At 38.1% G+C, this 19754-nt stretch carries 20 protein-coding genes; 12 read left to right on the top strand and 8 right to left on the bottom strand.

Annotated elements, in window-relative coordinates; translation table 11 throughout:
• The first annotated feature begins 116 nt into the window (after positions 1-116).
• Both E2K98_RS04715 and E2K98_RS04710 read left to right on the top strand, forming a co-directional pair.
• Positions 117-350, top strand: coding sequence for a hypothetical protein (locus E2K98_RS04715; RefSeq protein WP_133333109.1), 234 nt, complete (start codon positions 117-119; stop codon positions 348-350).
• Positions 347-592: a hypothetical protein gene (locus tag E2K98_RS04710; protein ID WP_133333108.1), complete on the top strand. Its 246-nt coding sequence runs from the start codon at positions 347-349 to the stop codon at positions 590-592. Before E2K98_RS04715 ends, E2K98_RS04710 begins: the two co-directional genes overlap by 4 nt.
• Positions 593-751: 159 nt before the next feature.
• Here the strand turns inward: E2K98_RS04710 and E2K98_RS04705 are convergent, their stop codons facing one another.
• Positions 752-1867, bottom strand: a complete 1116-nt coding sequence (locus E2K98_RS04705) for a PepSY-associated TM helix domain-containing protein (protein ID WP_133333107.1) — start codon at positions 1865-1867, stop codon at positions 752-754.
• Positions 1868-2345: 478 nt separating this feature from the next.
• Between E2K98_RS04705 and E2K98_RS04700 the strand changes: the two genes are divergently transcribed.
• Positions 2346-2630 carry a hypothetical protein gene (locus E2K98_RS04700; protein ID WP_133333106.1) on the top strand — a complete coding sequence of 95 codons (285 nt, stop codon included), beginning with the start codon at positions 2346-2348 and terminating at the stop codon, positions 2628-2630.
• A gap of 397 nt (positions 2631-3027) precedes the next feature.
• Here the strand turns inward: E2K98_RS04700 and E2K98_RS04695 are convergent, their stop codons facing one another.
• Entirely contained in the window at positions 3028-3213 is a 186-nt protein-coding gene (locus E2K98_RS04695) for a hypothetical protein (protein WP_133333105.1), read from the bottom strand.
• 369 nt (positions 3214-3582) lie between these two features.
• Between E2K98_RS04695 and E2K98_RS04690 the strand changes: the two genes are divergently transcribed.
• From E2K98_RS04690 to E2K98_RS04680, 3 genes are all read left to right on the top strand, one after another.
• On the top strand, positions 3583-4938 hold the full coding sequence (locus tag E2K98_RS04690; protein WP_133333104.1) for a glycosyltransferase family 2 protein: 1356 nt from the start codon (positions 3583-3585) through the stop codon (positions 4936-4938).
• A gap of 716 nt (positions 4939-5654) precedes the next feature.
• Entirely contained in the window at positions 5655-6764 is a 1110-nt protein-coding gene (locus E2K98_RS04685; RefSeq protein WP_133333103.1) for a processed acidic surface protein, read from the top strand.
• Between the two features lies 1 nt (position 6765).
• Positions 6766-7434, top strand: coding sequence for a class D sortase (locus E2K98_RS04680; RefSeq protein ID WP_133333102.1), 669 nt, complete (start codon positions 6766-6768; stop codon positions 7432-7434).
• A 191-nt stretch (positions 7435-7625) separates the two neighbouring features.
• On the opposite strand, the gene hutG is transcribed toward E2K98_RS04680, so the two are convergent.
• From hutG to E2K98_RS04650, 6 genes are all read right to left on the bottom strand, one after another.
• On the bottom strand, positions 7626-8693 hold the full coding sequence (gene hutG / locus E2K98_RS04675) for a formimidoylglutamase (RefSeq protein ID WP_133333101.1): 1068 nt from the start codon (positions 8691-8693) through the stop codon (positions 7626-7628).
• A 127-nt stretch (positions 8694-8820) separates the two neighbouring features.
• Entirely contained in the window at positions 8821-9579 is a 759-nt protein-coding gene (locus E2K98_RS04670) for an amino acid ABC transporter ATP-binding protein (RefSeq protein ID WP_133333100.1), read from the bottom strand.
• Positions 9576-10244, bottom strand: coding sequence for an amino acid ABC transporter permease (locus tag E2K98_RS04665; protein ID WP_133333099.1), 669 nt, complete (start codon positions 10242-10244; stop codon positions 9576-9578). Before E2K98_RS04665 ends, E2K98_RS04670 begins: the two co-directional genes overlap by 4 nt.
• Positions 10245-10295: 51 nt before the next feature.
• Entirely contained in the window at positions 10296-11105 is an 810-nt protein-coding gene (locus E2K98_RS04660) for a transporter substrate-binding domain-containing protein (RefSeq protein ID WP_133333098.1), read from the bottom strand.
• Positions 11106-11252: 147 nt separating this feature from the next.
• On the bottom strand, positions 11253-12608 hold the full coding sequence (locus tag E2K98_RS04655; protein WP_133333097.1) for a sigma-54-dependent transcriptional regulator: 1356 nt from the start codon (positions 12606-12608) through the stop codon (positions 11253-11255).
• Entirely contained in the window at positions 12601-14604 is a 2004-nt protein-coding gene (locus tag E2K98_RS04650) for a transporter substrate-binding domain-containing protein (RefSeq protein WP_133333096.1), read from the bottom strand. Before E2K98_RS04650 ends, E2K98_RS04655 begins: the two co-directional genes overlap by 8 nt.
• A gap of 220 nt (positions 14605-14824) precedes the next feature.
• Here E2K98_RS04650 and E2K98_RS04645 point away from each other — a divergent pair, with 220 nt between their 5' ends.
• From E2K98_RS04645 to E2K98_RS04620, 6 genes are all read left to right on the top strand, one after another.
• Entirely contained in the window at positions 14825-15178 is a 354-nt protein-coding gene (locus tag E2K98_RS04645) for a DUF898 family protein (RefSeq protein WP_133333095.1), read from the top strand.
• 615 nt (positions 15179-15793) lie between these two features.
• On the top strand, positions 15794-16060 hold the full coding sequence (locus tag E2K98_RS04640) for a helix-turn-helix domain-containing protein (protein ID WP_235824714.1): 267 nt from the start codon (positions 15794-15796) through the stop codon (positions 16058-16060).
• A 293-nt stretch (positions 16061-16353) separates the two neighbouring features.
• Positions 16354-16584 (top strand): helix-turn-helix domain-containing protein, encoded by a 231-nt coding sequence (locus E2K98_RS04635; protein WP_133333093.1) that lies wholly within the window; start codon positions 16354-16356, stop codon positions 16582-16584.
• Positions 16585-16875: 291 nt separating this feature from the next.
• Entirely contained in the window at positions 16876-17397 is a 522-nt protein-coding gene (locus E2K98_RS04630) for a competence protein ComK (RefSeq protein WP_133333092.1), read from the top strand.
• A gap of 91 nt (positions 17398-17488) precedes the next feature.
• Positions 17489-18472 carry a DnaD domain protein gene (locus tag E2K98_RS04625; protein WP_235824713.1) on the top strand — a complete coding sequence of 328 codons (984 nt, stop codon included), beginning with the start codon at positions 17489-17491 and terminating at the stop codon, positions 18470-18472.
• On the top strand, positions 18472-19734 hold the full coding sequence (locus tag E2K98_RS04620; protein WP_133333091.1) for a replicative DNA helicase: 1263 nt from the start codon (positions 18472-18474) through the stop codon (positions 19732-19734). The genes E2K98_RS04625 and E2K98_RS04620 overlap by 1 nt, the downstream gene beginning before the upstream one ends.
• The last annotated feature ends 20 nt before the right edge of the window (positions 19735-19754 follow it).

Below are 19754 nucleotides of genomic sequence, written 5' to 3'. Positions count from 1 at the left end.
AATCGAAATTGCCGCCTATAGAAGGAAAAAGTGTCATCGAAATTGCTGAACTGAATGGAAAAACACCAGAGCACGCCGCTTTCGACCTTTTAATCGAAGAAAGAGGAAGTGTCACAATGGTGATTCATTGGGGACTGGAAGAGGACGTATTGCTCGGCATGTGCCATCCCTTGCAAATGGTTGGCTCCGATGGTATTTTTAGCGGAAAGCGACATCCAAGGTTAACCGGTACCTTCCTAAGGGTCCTGGGAAAATACGTAAGAGAAGATGGAGCATTAACGCTTGAACAGGCCATTCGAAAAATGACCAGTGCTCCTGCGCAATTAATGAGACTTCATGACGGTAGATGATAAAGGTTGGCTATCAAGCCGATCTTGTCGTCTTTGCCCCTGACACAATCGCCGATTGCGGAACGTTTCATAACCCTTTAGTCGGACCAACGGGTATTCACCATGTTCTGGTTAATGGCCAGCTAACCGTTCATAATGGTGAATATACTGGTGCAAGAGCCGGCAGGGTCATTCGCCCAGCTGCTAGAAGGGTAAAAATTGCAGACGTTTCTGCTGTTCATGATATAGTTTCGGGGTCATAATTTGATATATCTAATAGTAATTAAAACCCAAAAACTCGCCGGATGATTTTTTGGCGAGTTTTAATCTTTCCTTATACATACTGAGATCATGTCAAATGAGGGCCTCACCCCTAAATATCAAAAAACAAAAGATTTAACGAAAATGAAAACAAGTTTTTATTATGCAGCTTGAACGGTTCTCTTTCTTTGTTTTCTTTTGTTCTTTTTCTTAAACCACCACATATAAGTTCCTGTAATCATGAGAATGGATGGTGTAAGACCGCCAATTGCATATAAAATTTTTGTGAATATTCCTCCAAAAGTTCCTGTATGTAAGGGAAAATGCCATATTTGATAAAGGAGCCCACGGTTTATTTTTGGATCTAACTTTCCTACTATTTTTCCACTATACTGGTCTACCCATACTCGTATGTTTCCATCTCCAGGATCGTAAGAACGACTAAGGCGAATTTCTACAGCCCCTTCAGACATTCCTTGCTCCATTTTTTCTGGCATTCTAACTTGAGTAATCGTTCCCTTAGGTACTTCTTTTTCAGCTTTCCTTAATAAAAGGTCTAGTGGAAGCTTACCAGTTGGAAGAGGCTTAGAAATTAGTTTCTCCTCTGGAGGTGTTACCTTTGCCTTTCCGCCAAACCAGCCAAAAAGGGCCTCGTCATATGTAAAAAGAGCACCTGTTAATGAAACAATCAATAAAAATGGCAGGGACACTGCCCCGAAGACTTTATGGAAATCGTAATTCTTTACAAAAACGTTTTTATTGCGTCTAATTTTAAAACCGTTTTTCCACTTTTTTATTCCTGGCCACCATAAATAGATTCCTGACAACGTGATGAGGAAGAATAGAAATCCAATGATACCGACAATATTCTCACCTTTAAAATCTTCAAGGAGGAGTGATTTATGAAAATCAAGGAGGATATTAAGCAATGCATGATCACCCAATGTTCCATTGATCCGTCCGGTTCCCGGGTCGACATAGATCTCTTGCTGCTTTTCACCCTCTTTCAGACGAAATAAGTAAACTCCTTTCGCATTTGGTTCATCTGGTGTATATACACGTTTAATTTCCCCTTTTGGATATTTGCTTGATACCGTATCCAAAGCTTGTTGGTAAGGTACTTTTTCGCCCTCTGTAACGTGAAATAAATGAGGATGTATGACGTGATTTAATTCCGGTTCAAAAACAAGTAAACTTCCGGTTAACCCAATCAGTACGATAAATATACCGACTAACATGCTTAACCATAAATGAATTTTTCCAATGATTTTCCGCATATCATAAAAACCTACTTTCCAACCAATAGGATTAAAATAATGATTTATACAATCCGTTCAAAATTTTTAGCACTCACGTCTAAATAATCCCACCTACAACAAGTATTGAACATGGCATACTTCTACACCCCCTCCATCTATCATCAGCATAATCAACATTCATAACCACTCACTCTATCATTCTATTGCTGATTCATTTATTTAATTGAAATGCAAAAAAGGGTTGAGGGAAAAACAATTGATATTGATTATCATTTTCATTAAATATTTTATATGAGAATGATTATCAACGTCAATATTTTTTTTCCTATAAATACCACTTCCTTTCTTATCATCTATCTTCCTATTCCTGATCAGAGCTTTCTTATTTAATTCGTATTATTTATTTTGTATGCTTATAAAAAACAATATCGTTTCAATACAAATCTCGAATATACCAAAAATATTCTTTCTAACGAAAAATCGAAAGGAGCATTCGATGACTGAAACAAGGGCAATAAAAAAATCTTCCTCAAAAAAGAAGAAACAGAAAACAGCTTTTCTCGAAAATGTAAGTTTTTTTCATTTACTTAAGGTGATCTTTCTTATTTTCCTATCCCTGCTAATCGTCTATCTCTATTATTTACATACGAAAGGGACTCTTATTTCCAATATGGCCTTACTATGGAAATCGCATAAGAAAATGATTATGGCTATTTTTGGATTTGCAGCCTATAGTTTGGGTGTGTTTTACTTAGGTTTTAGGAAGGGAAGAAAAAGATAAAAGTAGTGGATAGCCTTTACTTTCGTTATATATTCAATTCCTTTTCATCTTACTACAGGTTACGCGTATATTTAGTAATGTGGTATTTGTTTTATTCGATAGAAAATTCCTTATATAAAACATGAAAGATTGGAGGGCACTCTATGAAATTATGGATGAGGATACTTGTAACATTAGACATTCTTATTATTTTGGGTGTTATAGCAGGTGAAGTTTTTTATTAAAAGAAATGTTTTTGTCTTTATTTAAAGCTGTTTTCGTGCTTTAAAATTTGTTGATCTCAAAAAAGAGAAGTGCTCTGAACACTTCTCTCTTTCCCTATCTACACTTAAGATGATTGTTTTCTAAGGATTTCCCCAAGATCCCTTATCCGCTGTTTCCTTGCAATAGGGGCACTTCAGTTATCTTGGCCTATTTTATAAATTTCTTGGAATAAAAAAGCCGACAGAACCGTCCCCATGGTCTTTTCACTTCCTTCAAATTGGACATCCCAATCATCTGTTTGATCGTCCGTTTTACAATCGTCAACTTCTGTATAAAGGATAGAATCGACTGCAGTTCTTTTTATTTTCTTAGTCTCCAATTACCAATCACCCCTTTAACGTAAGTCATTTTATAAAGTAATTCATTTGTAAGTTCAATATGCTTATGTGATTTCTTTTATTTCTCTTTTTAGTATATTCTCATTTATACAGATCGCTTGTGCTAGTTTATAGGTACTTATTCCCATCTCCAATTTTTGATGATTTTCAACATATCTCAAATTTCAAAAGGGCTAACGACAGTTATTCATGCGATGATGAAGCAAAAAAGCTTTTAAAATCGAACCTTGACCCATTTCCAAAAAATACTTTGTCGAAAAAACGTAGAAATTCATTACAAATTCTGTAAGATATGATATTTTATAAATTATTAGTTTTATATTAATTTCCTATGAAAGGCTTAAACTCCTATGAAACCTGCATTCAATCCTATTAACACCCGAATAAATAATGAGTACAACAACAGATTTTACATTCCAATAAAAACAAAGTTTTGGATCAGTCATTTTGCTGCCTTCGTATGGATGTGTTTTTCAATTTATATAGCACTCCCTTGGCTAAAAGATCTCTCCCATATTGTTTCTTTTCCAATTGCATTACTCATCATCGGAGGGATCTCTTACATTCCGGGTTATATGAATGCCTTTTTAGTCGCTAGCTTAATCCTAGACCGTCAGCCAGCCTATAAAAACGAATTTCCTAGTGATACGATCACCATCCTCATTGCTGCCCACAATGAAGAAGAAAAAATCTTTCAAACGTTGGACTACATTGATAAACAAGATTATCAAGGAAAAATAAAAGTCTTTGTCATCAATAATGGCTCTACCGATCAAACCGTCCAGGAAACATTAAAAGCAAAAAAACAATTAAGCATGGAAATAGAAGTACTTAATGAAGAGAAACCGGGTAAATTTCATGCCTTAAACAAGGCTTTAGCGTTCGTTACAACTCCTTACGTCATTACCATTGATGCAGATACCCTGCTTCATCCATCATCGATTCGTTATCTTGTAGCACGAATGAAGTCCAGCCCCAGTGATGTTTGTGCCGTTGCCGGATCGGTTCTTGCGAAAAACAGTCGGGAGAATTTATGGACAAAAATTCAAGAATGGGACTACTTCTTGGGGATCGCATCAATTAAAAGACTACAAGGTCTGTATCAAGGGACATTGGTAGCCCAAGGTGCTTATAGTCTTTATAAAACAGAATGCATTCAGGAAGTCGGCGGCTGGCCAGATGCAATTGGTGAAGATATTGTCTTAACCTGGCGTTTACTCAATAAAAAATGGAAAGTATATTTTGAGCCGCTGGCCGTTTCTTTCACCGAGGTACCTAGCAACCTTAAACACTTTGTCCGGCAAAGAGCAAGATGGGCAAGAGGAATGATAGAAGGATTAAATGAAATAAAACCCTGGAATCAGCCTGAAACTTATGTAAAATACTTAACCGGCATTAATTTAATCATGCCGTATTTAGATCTTACCTATACACTATGTTGGATTCCTGGATTGATATTGATGTTTTTTGGATACTACTGGATTGTCGGGCCGATGACATTACTGGTTCTTCCCTTAACATTAATAAGCTATAGCATTCTTTATTTCTATCAAAGAAATTATGTATTTAAACCTTTAAACCTTAGAATCCGTAAAAATATCTTTGGCTTTATTGTTTTCGTTCTAGGCTATCAAATGATTATGTCCCCCGTGTCCGTTTATGGTTATATACAAGAGACTTTTAAATTCAAAAGGAACTGGAAGTAATCGAATGGGAACATTTTCTGATCACCTCCTCAACCTGTTAGTAATTTAGCCATCCCTATTTTGCACAAAGCATCTGCTTTGTGTTTTTTTATTTATTTAATAGTTATCATTGGGCAATCATTCATGTAAAGGATCGATCATGTGGATTGGAACGGAAAGCTATGTTCAAAGGTAACCGGGTCAATAGACCTTCCAACTGACCAGTCCCCGGCAAAAATGGTTTTAAATGACATCATTCGACGACTTCAAGCTTTAAACAAACGTTTGATTAAAACCGCCAAAAGCCCTTTGGAAAACGAACATTGTCCTCTTTCCGAGGAAGTATTTTGTCGATAATTTTGTTTAATTTTTCCCGATTTATCTCCCAAACTATCAAACAATGACTACATCACGCATAATTATACTCGTTTCGACAAACTGGGCATCTACACACACGTTTAATTAGAAACTGAAGTTAAACTCTTTTTCAATCTTTTCCATCAACCGCGCTTTAATACTTTAAACTTTAGCTGAGCCGGGCTCTTGAGTGGGGGTCCAAGATAATATTTAACAATTATCACGAAAAAAGTACTAGGGACTACCATCAATCCCCTTTTTCGGATGTGCATTTCTTCCTAATTATTTTAAAAAAAGAAATTAATAATTACTTAAGGTGATTCTAAAAGTATAATTTATTGGAAGAATATCAACTAGAAATGTAGAAATGAGGAAGAAGTGTGGGGAAAATTGCTAGGATTGTCATTTCATTAGTTTTATTTTTAGGATTCATACCAAAGCTGGCATTTGCAGCCGAAAACTCCGATTTTGATGCTGATTTACAAACTTATTTGAATGAAGTCAGCCAGACCCGCGGTTTTACAGTATCAAAAGATGACATTGAGATGTCTCTCAGTAATTATGATGAAACTTTGGGGAATTTTAAAACCGTGAACGGTCCCGATGGATTAAAGGAATTTCTTGGTGAAGTGATCAAATCGGATTATAGTAATTTAGCCTATATGAAGGATGATTACGGTTTATCCATTGAACAAATTACTGCCTTATTAAAAGAAAACGGTGAAGACATCAACGACTATGTATTTGTAGACGATCTTGATCAAGCAGTCTACTTTTATTTAAATCCGGATGACAGCGGATCAGGAAATGAACTGGACCCAGATTCTATTAAAGAACTGTTAACTATGTTCCAGGATGAATTTGGACTTACAGATCAAGAATTAACAAATTTAGCGGACCATTTAAAAGGATTAGAGGAGAAACTATCCACACCTGAAGCCCTCGATCAAATGGACAAATTGGCACAAAGAATGGAAGCTTTTCAACAATTTCAAACGATAGACCAGTTAACTGCCGACCAGATCCAGGAACTTTTGTCCATTTATCAAGAGTTAACAACGATGCTGGAGTTAAAGATAGATTTCGTTCTTGTAAAAGGGGAAAATGAAACACCTTTAACTTTACTAGATGTATTAAACATGAAAGAACTGGTTAATGCAAAATTGAAAGTAACCATTTCTGACTTGGACGGAAACTTTTTAGCGGACCTACTTATCACAGGAGAAATGGTGGACTCTGATACCGTTAAACAAGTTGGTAAAGATTTAAGCACTACAACTGACAAAGTGAAAGAGGTTGTGAAGACAAAGCCAATTGCAAAGCATGTTGTAAAAGGGAAAAAGGCAGTTCTTCATCCTGTGATGAAAACTGTAAAAGGCGGTGAGCTTCCGAATACTGCTGGAAATTATGTTCAGAATGTTCTCATTGGAATGCTCTTGATTTTAGGAGGGGCCGGTCTTTATTTTTCCTTTAGAAGAAAGGCAGCTTAGGATGAAAAGAAAAAAGACAAAAATAACCCTAATTGTTTCGATTCTATTGATCGCAACAGGTTTAGCTATTTCAACCACAAATGGCTATAAGTTCTTACTGGGATATTTTATGTACAAAATGCATAAACCGGACACCGTTTCGGCCACTTCTAACTCAATTAAAAAGCCTGAAGTCCAAAACAATCAAGTGGCCATGTCTCAAGAATTATACACCGTTCGTCCGAAAAAAGATGAACAATTTGGTGAATTATACATTCCTAAGCTTAAAGCTGAATTACCTATTTTTGAAGGTTCAGATGAAGATGAATTATCAAAGGGTGTTGGGCATTATGCGCAAAGTGTTCTCCCTGGGGAAAATGATAATTCCGTGTTATCAGGGCATCGGATTACCGTTTTTCGAAGGCTGGGACAGGTTGGAAAAGGAGACCTGCTTGTTGTTACTACTTCAGCGGGCAAGTTTACCTATAAGATAAAAAAGGTAAGAATCGTTGATAAAGATGATAGGACGGTTATCGTTCCGAAACCGGTAGCCACGCTAACGGTTTCAACCTGCTATCCATTTAACTTTATCGGAGATGCACCCAAAAGATACATTTTAGTTGCCTATCTATTATCAAGTCAATTAACAAATGAATCTAAACAAACCGGTACTTTGAAAAAGTCTGTTTAAAGAAAAAAGAAACTAATTGCCTGCGTCTAGGGCAACCTTAAGGATATTCCAGTATTAAAAATCCCAATCTCTCAGTGTCATAACTGAGAAATCGGGATTTATTTATTAAACAATCTGAATTATTTAGAAAATCACTTTTTTTGTTCTAGAAACGTGCCCGATTTCTTAAAATGAAAAATGTAAAAAAGCTATTAAATTGGAGCCTCACTAAAGCTCCTGCTCAATAAGGATCTGTTGTATTCATCATCATTATAAAAAAAGCCGGGAAAACCGTCCCCATGGTCACTCTCCTTTGACAAAACACTATCAATTACTTCTACAATAAAAGCAGCTGCCAGTTTAACCGTTCGATTGTCCAAATCAAGCTTTGGGTTAATTTCAGCAATATCAAAACTTACTGTTTTCTTATGCTTCACCGCTTCTTTTAATAATGCCCTCAGTACTTTCGGTTCCATTCCAAAGGGCTGTGGGGCGCTTACACCGGGGGCATAGCCAGCTCCAATGACATCACTGCATAAGGTTACCATCACCGTATCATTCCTTTGGATAAACGCATTGATTTGCTTAATGACCCGTTCCATACCAAGTTGTGCCATCTCATCCTCTAGAATATACTCACATCCGTATTGTTTTGCCGTATCAAATAGATGCTTTGTATTTCCGTAACGCTGAATACCGATGCACATATATTGGAATGCAAGGTTTTCGTTTGCCAGTTCATCTGCCATTTGCTTAAACATCGTTCCGGAACTCGTCGTTTCATCATAGTGACGCATGTCAAAATGGGCATCAAAATTAACGATCCCAACTTGCCTGCCTTGTTTCCAGTATGGCTTTAACCCTAAAAAGTGCCCATATGCGACTTCATGTCCGCCGCCGATGATGACCGGAAAAATATTGAAACTCATCATTTTTTGGACATATTCACCTAGTTCGGCTTGGGCTTGCTCCAAATTCCCATCATCACAGCTAACATTGCCGAAGTCATACAGTTTCCCACTAGATACCAAATGTCCTGGTATGGAAGAGAGTGCTCTCCGAATCTCATCCGGTGCATGATAAGCGCCCACCCTTCCTTTATTCCTTCTAACCCCCTCATCACATTTAAAGCCGATGATTCCAATCGCTGGGGTGGTTTGCACTTCCTGAAAAGCAGATAAATCCTCAATATGAATAACTTGATGTAATCGAAACAGATCAGAAACGTTTTCGCTGTCCACACGCCCTGACCAAATCCCTTTTGCTGTAATCGTATACATACTGCTTACCGTCCTCTCCTTGTAATTGTAGGAAAATCCCTAAAAAAGAAATAGGCGAAAATTGCCGCTTGGAATTTTCACCTACTTTTTTTATTAACCTTGTTGGAGCCTGGCCCGCACGATTTATTTAATGTGCTAGTACTTTACTTAAGAAACTCTTCGTTCTTTCACTTCGTGGAGTTGAAAAAATAATAGAAGGCGGTCCATCCTCAATAATCCGCCCATCATCCATCACCACAACACGGTCGGCCACCTCTTTAGCGAATCCCATTTCATGGGTTACAATAATCATGGTCATTCCTTCCGCTGCAAGTTCTTTCATTACAGCTAACACTTCCCCTACGAGTTCCGGATCCAGTGCCGAAGTAGGCTCATCAAACAGCATAATATGCGGCTTCATGGCCAATGCCCGTGCAATCGCTACCCTTTGTTTTTGTCCGCCAGAAAGATTATCTGGATAGGCCTCTGCTTTTTCAGCTAATCCTACCTTTTTTAGCAGCTCCTTCGCCACTTCTATTGATTCTTTCCTTTTCATCCTTCCTAAAGTCAGAGGGGCGAGGATCACATTCTCCAGGACGCTTTTATGAGGAAATAAGTTGAAATTTTGAAATACCATCCCCACTTTTTCTCTCATTGCATTCAATTCTTTTTGAGCCATCTCTGCTTTTTTGGGGCCTTGCTGTAGAAGCCCGATTGGTTCCCCTTCAATCTCAATAACACCATCTTGGATTTGCTCTAAATAGTTTAGGCAGCGCAGAAACGTGCTTTTTCCTGAACCGCTCGGACCGATAATTACAACGACTTCGCCTTTTTCGATTTCCAAACTTATATTTTTTAAAACATGGTGTGTCCCATAATGTTTGTTGATCTCTTTGACTGTAATCATACACGCGCCACCCCTGCATGCAATCTCTTTTCGAAATAGCTAATGATTTTAGAAATCATGAAGTTAACCACAAAATATAAAACCGCGATTGCGATATAGATTTCAAAATACTTAAAGTTACTGGATACAATCGAATTTCCTGCCCTCATCAATTCAGGTACAGTAATAACGGACAGCAAGGAGGAATTCTTTGTTAAGGCAATAAATTCATTGGCCAATGGAGGAAGCATTCTTCGCAATGCCTGTGGTAAGATAATTTTTCTCATCGTCTGCCAATGGCTTAATCCAAGTGAACGCCCAGCTTCCATTTGTCCTTTTTCAATAGACTGAATCGATCCGCGAACAATTTCTGAAACATAAGCCCCGCTGTACATTCCCATCCCTAAAACACCGGCAACCGTAGCGGTCAAATCAAGCCCCAAGCCAATGGACAGCCCATAATAAAGGATCATCAGCTGTACAAGCAGTGGGGTTCCCCTAAACCAAGCTAAATACACGGAACAAAGGAAAGAAATCGTTTTATTTTTTGACATACCTCCAATCCCGATAAGCAAGCCGATAATAGAACTTAATATAAGTGCAAAAAAAGTCATCGTAAGGGTAATGCTCAACCCTTTGAGTAAAAAGGGAAAATTGCCATTTTCAAATAAAACATTAAAATCCATCGATTCTGCTCCTTTCTAATAAAAGAGGAGGAGTCCCCCTCTTTCTTCGATTTATTCCCCGAACCACTTTTTGCTGATTTGTTGGTATTTCCCGTTCTCTTTTAATGTCTTTAATGCTTTATTTACTGCCTGTGTAAAAGAGGAGTCCTCCTTACGAATTCCAAATCCATACTCTTCATTTGTTAATGTCTTATCCAATACCTTCACAGAGTTGTCTTGCATTGCATATACCTTGGCTGCCGGCAGGCCAGTTAAAACAGCATCTACTCGTCCACTTTTAAGTTCTAGAAACATTTCAACGTTTTTCTCTACTTCTGCTCTTTTTATGTCAGGGTAGTTTTCTTGAAGGAACTGTACAGATTTTGTCCCAATTTGAACGGCGATTTTTTTCCCTTTTAAATCTTCTATACTATTAATGGATTGATTATCCTTTTTAATTAAAAGAGAAAGTCCGCCTGGGTAATAGGTATCTGAGAAATTAATGGCCTTCTTTCTTTCGTCAGTTATATACATTCCGGAAGCAACCACATCAAACTTTTTTGCCTCTAGGCCAGGGATAAGACCTTTAAACTCCGTATCGACAAATTCTACTTTTTCCGCTCCTAATTCCTTTCCAATTGCACGCATCAAATCAATATCAAATCCATCAAATTCTTTTTTATCGTTTTTAAATTCAAGAGGCGGGAATGTTGCATCTGTTCCAACAACCAACGTTTTCTCTGCTTTTATCTTTTGTAATACTTCATCACCGTTTTGCCCCTGTTTGGATGCTTGATCTGCTTTCCCACATCCAACCAATGCAAGGGTCAGACAGAGCACCATTGTTACTATTCCAGTTAAACTTCTTTTCAATCTTTTCATAAGGAACCTCCTGTATATTTAATTGAATCGCTTACATTTATTTAATATGCAAATATTATGCCAACTCGGAATAGTTGTAACATTAGGAAAAATGAGCTTTTCTTTAAAATAAAAAAGCGGCGAAAACCGCCGACCGGCCATTTTCGCCTACTCATCTTCCCGATATTTTTTTAATTTCTCTCGTAATGTTCTTTCTCCCATTCCAATCGCTTGGGCAGTCTTTCTTCGATTTCCATTAAACGCAGCTAAATTATGGAAAATGACTCTTTTTTCAATCTCATCCAACATTTCACCTACATAGACAGGGATCAATGTATTGTCGCTAAAAACACGATTTTCCAGTTGAATTTCTGTAGGAAGATCCACCTTCTCAATAATCGATGAGCTGGTTAAAGCAATGGCTCGTTCCATGATATTCTGTAGCTCACGAATATTGCCTGGAAACGAATACTGCTTTAGAATTTCCAGGGCTTCACGAGAAATTCCATCAATTGGTTTTCCGATTTTGTCTCCAATTCGATTGATAAAGAACTCTACCAACAAAGGAATATCATCCCTTCGCTCCCTTAGAGGTGGAAGTTTAACCGGAATCACATTGAGCCGATAATAGAGATCTTCGCGAAAACGATTCTCCTTCACTTCTTTTACCAAATCACGATTCGTGGCCGAAATAATCCGAACATTGAAGTCAATTTCCTGTGTTCCACCTACTGGCATTACTTTCCGTTCCTGAAGGGCGCGCAAAAGCTTACTTTGTAAACCGAGATCCATTTCTCCTATTTCATCTAAAAAAATAGTTCCACCTTCAGCAAGGACAAAGAGACCTTGCTTTTTCTGAACAGCTCCCGTAAAGGCACCTTTCTCATACCCAAATAATTCAGATTCCAAAAGATGACCCGGAATGGCGGCACAATTAATCACTTGGAACTTTTTATTTCTCCGCTTGCTTTGATAATGGATCGTCCTGGCAACTACTTCTTTTCCCGTCCCGCTTTCCCCCGTAATGAGAATAGACGAATCGATATCTTTTACTTTTTTTATTAGAGAAAGAATTTCACGAATCGCGTAACTTTCACCAATTAACCCCTGTGCCTCTCCCATCTTATTAAGCTCACTACTTAAAAATTCAACTTTGGATTGTAAATTATAAAACTCCTCCGCCTTGGCCATTAATACTTCCAATTCATCAAGGTGAAGAGGTTTTGTAGCGTAGGAAAAAGCTCCCTTGCGCATGGCTTCCACGGAAGAAGGAATACTTCCAAATGCAGTCATCAGAATCACAACTGTAGCAGGAGAAACACGCTTTATTTCTTCTAAAATTTCAATTCCGTCATATTCGCCAATTTTTAAATCAAGTAAAACAATGGCGACTTCTATTCTTTCAAAAAGAGGGAGAGCCTCTCTTGGATCAGTAAAGGCATATACATGGTACTGATCTTCTAAAGCAAAAGTAAGTGATTGGCAAATAGTGGCTTCATCATCAATAATAATTACATTATGCATTTTCTTCTCGCCCCTTCCTTGGACATGGCAAATATACTGTCATTACAGTCCCTTTCCCCTTTGTACTTTCTACTTTTATACTGCATTGATTTTCTTCTAGCAGCTGATAGGAAACGAATAAACCCAATCCTACCCCATTCACTTTTTTACTGTAAAAAGGGTCGAATATCTTGGATGCCACTTCATCTGACATTCCAATTCCATTATCTTCAATTTCGATTACAGCAAACTCTCTCTGATAATACCCGCGAATGGTTAAGTTCCCCTGTTCCTTCAATGCTTCAATCGCATTTAAAATAATATTCACGAGAACCTGCTTAATTTGCAGGACATCAGCATATGCCTGAAGCTCCTCATCCATTTCAAAAACAATCCCTAAATTTTTTTCTTTGATTTTTTGTTTGAATAACTGTAAAGTCGATTGAATCATCGGGTATAGAAAAAAGAGAACCGGCTCCGATTTCTTCGGACGCGAATAATCCAATAAGTCATTAATCAATGAATTTAGACGGGTAATTTCACTTGTCACATGTTGAGAAAAAAAGCTGCGGAATTCAAGATTCTCGTACTTTTTCGGCAGCAGTTGCGTATAAGTAAGAATGGACGTCAGTGGATTACGAATTTCATGGGCAATCCCCATCATAAGCTGACCCAGTGAACGTAAGCGGTCTTCTTGGGCAACCTTTTTTTCAAACTCCTTTTGTTTCGTAATATCCTGAAAATTTAATACAGCTCCTTTACTATTCCCAGTTGTAGACACAATGGGGTAAATACTATAGGTTAGGATTCTTTTTAGAGAAACAACAGGCTCCCATGTTACTTCCTTCTGCAATACAATCTCCTTTTTCTCTAAGACATTCTGTATTTCTTCCTTCGAAATAAAGTCTTCCAAAATGGTTTGGGTGAAAGGCAATCCTACAATATCTTCATTCAGCTTCAAATAATCGATCGCTTTCTGATTGATCATCGATATATGGCCTCTATTATCCAACGTTACAAATGAGCTTAAGGTACTGTTTAATAACTGCTGTTGAAAGTTATTATTCTCTTGAAGTAGAATCATCTTTTCTTCCAGTTTCTTGTTTATCCTTTCAATCTGGCTCGTCCGACTTGCTACTTTCCTCTTTAATATGCGATTCCACCAAAGTACAGCTGTTATGATAATAATTGTAACGAAAAGGCCGACCTCTAAATATTTGATTACCTTTTGCAGCCTGGGAGCGGAGGGCATGATGTATTCACCAAACCACTTTTTTACTATTTTTTCATACGTTCCATCCTTTTTTATTTGCGAGAGCCCTTTATTAAATATCGTTAATAATGCTTTGTTTTTCGGTAAAACAGCAATACTGTAATTCGTCGGATTTATTTCATCGCCAACGATTTTAATTTTCGACTGCTTTCCGCTTTTTTGCAGAACATACTGGCCAGTAATTCGATTCCCAACGAATGCATCTGCCTTTCCCTCTACGAGTAGTTGAACAGCAGCCTGTTGATTATCCGTTTTAATTAAATGCACATTGTTCACTTTATTCAATAAATCATTGGAAACATCGCTTTTTTGCACCGCGACTTTCTTCCCTTCCAGATCATCCATCTGCCGAATATACATATTATCTTTTAAAACAAAAATAGCTTGGGAACTTATAAAGTAATCATTAGAAAAGGCATATGTTTTTCTGCGTGAAGGATAGTCTTTCATCCCCTGAATGGCATCTACCTTACCAGATTTAAGTGCCTTTAACGCTTGATTCCACGGCATGGGATAATATTCGATCTTGATTCCCGTTTGAATGGATATGGCATTCATGACATCTACGTTAAAACCGGTGTATACACCAGAACCACTTAGGTATTCAAATGGCGGGAAATTGTTGTCCCCCGCAATCCGAATGACCTTATTACTCTCTTGATAAGCAGTACAAGGAAAAAGAACAAAGGACAATAACAACACGGGTATCGTTACACAAATTCGAATAATAATGGGGCTTGGCATCTTACTTCTCCTTCACTAATTGCTTCTTTGATGAATTAATGCAATTTTCATGCCATGATTCCAGACGCCCCTTCCTCCTTCAGATCCATTTTCGTCTTAAAATTTGAATGGGTAAGTTGGTATATGGCATTAGTCACTATCGTTTATTGACAATATTGCTATAAACGATCCAATTGTCCATGGTATAATTTTCCCATAAATAGAAAACTGGGGGAAAATTATGAGTGAATCAAACGGGAAGGTTCTGCAAAATTATTCTGCTGAATCTGAGGAGCAGTCTTACTTTGATGGTGGATTGCTACAGTATATAGGTTGGTCAATCCTTGGCTTTTTAGTAACAGTATGTACATTAGGAATCTGCTATCCTTGGTCCATTACAATGATTCTTGGTTGGAAAGCCCGTCATACTGTAATTAATGGCAGGAGATTAGTATTTACAGGCTCGGCAATCGGATTGTTCGGGAATTGGATTAAATGGTGGCTGCTTTGCGTCATTACATTAGGGATCTATAGTTTTTGGTTATTTATTGCAATGGAAAAATGGAAAACAAAGCATACCATATTCGCTCATTAAATAGTTAATATCATGTCTATGAGTAGTAGTCTGAGAGGACACCGATCCCCTTGCAATTTGATGCAAGGGGATGATTTAATTTGTTGATAGAATCAAACTCTTAATCTCTTTGCCTATTATGGCATTCTCGAAAAAATTTGATGAGCTCTATTTTGAGGAATTATTTGAGATGGGGTACTGCTAATCGAATGAATCATGACAGCAATCATGAAAAATCGACAGCATCCTACGCTTTTATTTTTAACCAATCGTTTGATTAAAACCTCTGCAAAGCCTTTTGAAAAAACGAACAATGTTCAGTTCCGTTGCAAATTTATTGTCGACCAATTCGTTCCGTTCTTCGCGATTTATCTCCCAAACTCTCAATTATGACTTTATCTCTCAAAATTGTACCAATTTCGACAAACAGGGCTTCTACACAAACGTTTGATTAGAAACTGAGCAAACCCTTGTAATGATTAGATTTCTAAACAGAAAAATGCAAAAAAGTTGTCGAAAGTTTGGACAAAATTAACACCCGCCCAACAATGTTTCCTTAGGTAAAAATATGTAACCTCCAGTACGTGGAGCAAATGGTTTCCAGGTTATGTAATGGTCTTAAAAAGGAGAATTCCCTTGAGACCGAATGAAACCTTTGGTGAATTATTAGCAAGATTAAGGAGAATAAAACGACTATCCTCAGATGAACTTGCCTTCTTATGCGGGAAAAGCCGGAAGCATATAAGTGCACTTGAAAATGATAAAGCTGTACCAACCTATGATTTAACTTGTACACTAGCTGAAAAGCTGGAAGTTAAGCCCTCTTTACTATTCAATAAACTCGGCGAAATGGCCGACCAGGCACTGGAAGCTAGAAAACCATTCAGAAAAGACAACGATTAAAATGATTTAAGCTAATAAAGTAATGCTCTACCAATTCTTACAATCTTAGATGATTTTCGACAAACGCGTTTACTCATCAATCGTTTGATTAAATTCAGTAACACACCTTCCTATAACCGACTTTCTCTATTCGGTTGAATAAGAAAGTTGGCGAAGGGTGGACCGCAAAATTTGACAAAATCCCGAACAATTGTATGGAAACTTCCAAATGGGAAATGAACGTATTCCACACTGATAATTTTTATATGTTACTTTTGTCCTAGAGAGAGAATTCAAAAAGTGGAGGTAGAGAAATGGATAAGAAAGTGATTGTCAAATTACAAAGCTTGTTACAGGAACATAATATGTCCTCAAGAGAGTTGTCCAGATTAACGGATGTTCCTCGTTCTACTATACGTAAATTAATACGCCAAGAAATACAAAATATTCATTTAAACCATATATCGCGGATTTGTGCTTTCTTTGGCATCAATGATATTCGCGAAATTATTGACCTAGTAGACATATCTACCGAATCGTTGTAATGATCTTCAATGGGGCGGCTTTAGATCAACATACATAATGTTTATTGCCGCCCTTTATCTTGGCGAATGGGAACAAAAATCAAATTGTTTAAGAGAATTGGATATTCAATTGTTTTTTAACATTCAGCCTCGGCACCTACATTCGACCCCAAAATGTTAGTATCAAATCCTCAGGCAATGAAACCATTTGCCAAACTATCATTCCTTACTTTTGTAACCGCCTAAATGAAACAGCTCTCACTTTTTGTTTATAATCTATTTTTAAATAAATGAAGGAGTTGTGGAACGTTTATGGAAAAATTCCATATCATTAAGCCGTCTTTCATGTACATGGAAGGCCATGTCGACCGGTTTGCGAAGCTTTGTTCAAAGGTAACCCAAACAGATGGAATCATCCTTGTCGACAAGTCCCCTGTCCAAATTCTCAATGACAGCATCCGATGCATTGGTTTTAATTTCAAAGGGGCCTTGGAAACATCCAAATGGATCATGGGGGATTCCTATATGTGCCCCATCATGGTGAATCCGATTCAAAGAATCGTCGTGTTCCCAACAAAATCAATTAAAAATGAGGATTCCATCTGGTTGAACCCGGACCAAATCCTCCGGACAAGCAGCTATTACAACAAGACGAAAGTAGAATTTAAGAACGGGCATATGCTGATTGTTCCCTGCAGGCTGTCTGCCTTTAACACAAAGCTGCAGACGGCGGAACAGTTTCGAAGGATTACTTGTGGGATTGCAAGAGATCCTCTTTGTTTTGTTCTAGAGCCGAAGAGGAAGCGCATGAAGCTAGGGCGAAAAAAGCAATAAAGACCATAGGGACGGTTCTAATGGTCCAAAAAAGCCGCTAGAACCGCCCCCCTGGCAAACCCCTAGTCAAAAGAAAGGACAGTGATGGATAATGGCAAAATATAGAATGTTACATACTGATTTTTGGGAGAATCCGACTGTAGAAGAAATGTCTATGGAGGAAAAAATTTTTTACATTTATTTGCTTTCGAATTCTCGTACAACTCAAATTGGAATCTATAGAATTACCAAAAAACAAATTGCCTTTGCTTTGGACTATCCAATTGAGATGATTCATCCATTAATGGAACGTTTCATCAACGATTACAAATTGATACGCTATAATCCTGAAACAAGAGAAGTTGCTATTAAATACTGGGGGAAGGATAACCTGCAAAAGGGCGGAAAACCGGTCATGGATTGTATTAATTCTGAATTAAAAAAGGTCGAGGATCGTTCGCTTATCTGTTATGTTTCGGAATGGATTGAAAGACAGGAAATAAAAAGCCTTTATGAGAGTTTTTATAACCAAGCTGAGAAGGTTTTCTGGAACGAAGATATTGATTCAAATGAAAAGGATACATATAGAACAGAACGTGAAGAATTGGACGATCCGTCTCTGTATCGTCATACGATACGTGGACAAAAAGAAAAAGAAGAAGAAAAAGAAAAACAACAAAAAAAAACTTACTACCCAAATACCAGAAATCATCCAGATATAGAAGGTCCCTTGCAGCGTAATCAAGATGTGAAAGAAATAATTGAGTTCTGGGACGCGAATGGATTTGGCTTTACAAACCTGAATGCAAAACAGCAGCTGTTATCTTGGCTTGATGATTCTAGCTTTTTACAGCCGAAAGAAATGATTTTAAAAGCCATGAATATCGCCTGTGCCAATAACAAGCGAAGGCTGAACTATATCGTCGGGATTCTCAAAAACTGGGAAAATGAATCTTTACGAACTATAGAAGAAATTGACTCCTATTATGAGAACCAAAAACCTGTACTTAAGTCCAAGATCTTAACCGGATCGCCTCCTTCCGGAAGAGCCATTCCAAGTGAATTTACACTCGACCTTACGGCAGGTGAAGTGTGATGAGCATTGCTGAAAAAGCTTTCCTGGGAAGCTTAATGAAGGCGGAGTACTTACTCAAGGATACTGTGATTCAACCAGAACAGCTGGAAAGTATCCGGCATCAAGAAATAATGCGAAGAATGACCGAGTTAAAACATGCTGGTAAGAATATTGATTTAGTCACCTTCACCACCCTCTCCGACCTCGAAACACTCGGTGGAATGTCTTACCTTTCAGAGCTGTTATCGTACGCTGATGTGGAGAAATTTGGCGGGACGGAGAAGCTCATTCTTGAACTGTGGAAAGAGCGGGAAAAGCGAAATATCTTGAGCGTTGCCGCCATCAATGATTGGGAGATTACGAAAGTCATTGCCGAATTGGACAAAATTAACGAATTGAAGGCGGAAGATCATACGTCCTTACAACAGGCGTTGGCCAATGTCTATGAGGCACCTTGGGAGGATCAAGCAGCCTCGAAAAGTGCCACAACAGGAATCAAAAAGCTCGACGAGGTGACGGGAGGCTTTCAGAACGGGGAAGTAACAATTCTGGCAGCACGACCATCGATGGGAAAAACTGATGTGATGCTTCATTTTGCCAAAATGACAGGTTGGGCAGGATTTCTGCCCCTCGTCTTTTCCTTAGAAATGCCAGAAAAACAGATCACATCCCGATTAATCGCTTCTACAGGGGGCTTTAACCGTGCAAAAATGCGGGATCCAAAAAGAATGCTTACTCCAAATCAAAAGAATAAATGGTCGGATGTGATTGGGGATCTCACGGAAACCCATATGCAAATTTTTGATGGAGCCGGACAGACGATTGCCGAAATGAGAGCGAAAACGAGGAAGCTGATGCATCAATTTCCCTACAAGAAACCAATCCTTTTTATTGATTACTTAACCCTGATCCATTCCAGTCAATTTTACGGCGGGAATGCTCATTTGCAGGTAACAGAAATATCCAAATCCCTGAAAACGATGGCAAAGGATTTTGATTGTCCCGTCATTTGTCTGGCGCAGCTCAATCGATCGGTGGAATCAAGGGCAATTAAACGACCAATGATGTCGGATATTCGGGAATCAGGCAGTGTGGAACAGGATGCCGATGTCATTTTGTTCTTGTACCGTGAAGCGTATTATGACAAGGAAATCGACGATCATTCCCTTGAAATCATTGTCTCCAAAAACCGAAATGGTCCGGTTGGAACCATCAGGGTGAATTATAATGTGCATACAGGAAGGATTGAGGATCAAAAGGAACTGAACCTTACCCCTGAATAGCCTATATGCAGCCTTTTAAA

It is taken from the genome of Bacillus salipaludis, from assembly GCF_004358205.1.
Note: the sequence above shows the minus strand (reverse complement) of the source record. Positions and strands in the feature narration are given on the sequence as shown.

Excerpts from the sequence above, each read along its gene's own strand:
- E2K98_RS04715 (WP_133333109.1), top strand. The coding sequence starts at position 117 with ATGGTGATTCATTGGGGACTGGAAGAGGACGTATTGCTCGGCATGTGC.
- E2K98_RS04710 (WP_133333108.1), top strand. The coding sequence starts at position 347 with ATGATAAAGGTTGGCTATCAAGCCGATCTTGTCGTCTTTGCCCCTGAC.
- E2K98_RS04705 (WP_133333107.1), bottom strand. The coding sequence starts at position 1,867 with ATGCGGAAAATCATTGGAAAAATTCATTTATGGTTAAGCATGTTAGTC.
- E2K98_RS04700 (WP_133333106.1), top strand. The coding sequence starts at position 2,346 with ATGACTGAAACAAGGGCAATAAAAAAATCTTCCTCAAAAAAGAAGAAA.
- E2K98_RS04690 (WP_133333104.1), top strand. The coding sequence starts at position 3,583 with ATGAAACCTGCATTCAATCCTATTAACACCCGAATAAATAATGAGTAC.
- E2K98_RS04680 (WP_133333102.1), top strand. The coding sequence starts at position 6,766 with ATGAAAAGAAAAAAGACAAAAATAACCCTAATTGTTTCGATTCTATTG.
- hutG (WP_133333101.1), bottom strand. The coding sequence starts at position 8,693 with ATGTATACGATTACAGCAAAAGGGATTTGGTCAGGGCGTGTGGACAGC.
- E2K98_RS04670 (WP_133333100.1), bottom strand. The coding sequence starts at position 9,579 with ATGATTACAGTCAAAGAGATCAACAAACATTATGGGACACACCATGTT.
- E2K98_RS04665 (WP_133333099.1), bottom strand. The coding sequence starts at position 10,244 with ATGGATTTTAATGTTTTATTTGAAAATGGCAATTTTCCCTTTTTACTC.
- E2K98_RS04660 (WP_133333098.1), bottom strand. The coding sequence starts at position 11,105 with ATGAAAAGATTGAAAAGAAGTTTAACTGGAATAGTAACAATGGTGCTC.
- E2K98_RS04655 (WP_133333097.1), bottom strand. The coding sequence starts at position 12,608 with ATGCATAATGTAATTATTATTGATGATGAAGCCACTATTTGCCAATCA.
- E2K98_RS04650 (WP_133333096.1), bottom strand. The coding sequence starts at position 14,604 with ATGCCAAGCCCCATTATTATTCGAATTTGTGTAACGATACCCGTGTTG.
- E2K98_RS04645 (WP_133333095.1), top strand. The coding sequence starts at position 14,825 with ATGAGTGAATCAAACGGGAAGGTTCTGCAAAATTATTCTGCTGAATCT.
- E2K98_RS04635 (WP_133333093.1), top strand. The coding sequence starts at position 16,354 with ATGGATAAGAAAGTGATTGTCAAATTACAAAGCTTGTTACAGGAACAT.
- E2K98_RS04630 (WP_133333092.1), top strand. The coding sequence starts at position 16,876 with ATGGAAAAATTCCATATCATTAAGCCGTCTTTCATGTACATGGAAGGC.
- E2K98_RS04625 (WP_235824713.1), top strand. The coding sequence starts at position 17,489 with ATGGCAAAATATAGAATGTTACATACTGATTTTTGGGAGAATCCGACT.
- E2K98_RS04620 (WP_133333091.1), top strand. The coding sequence starts at position 18,472 with ATGAGCATTGCTGAAAAAGCTTTCCTGGGAAGCTTAATGAAGGCGGAG.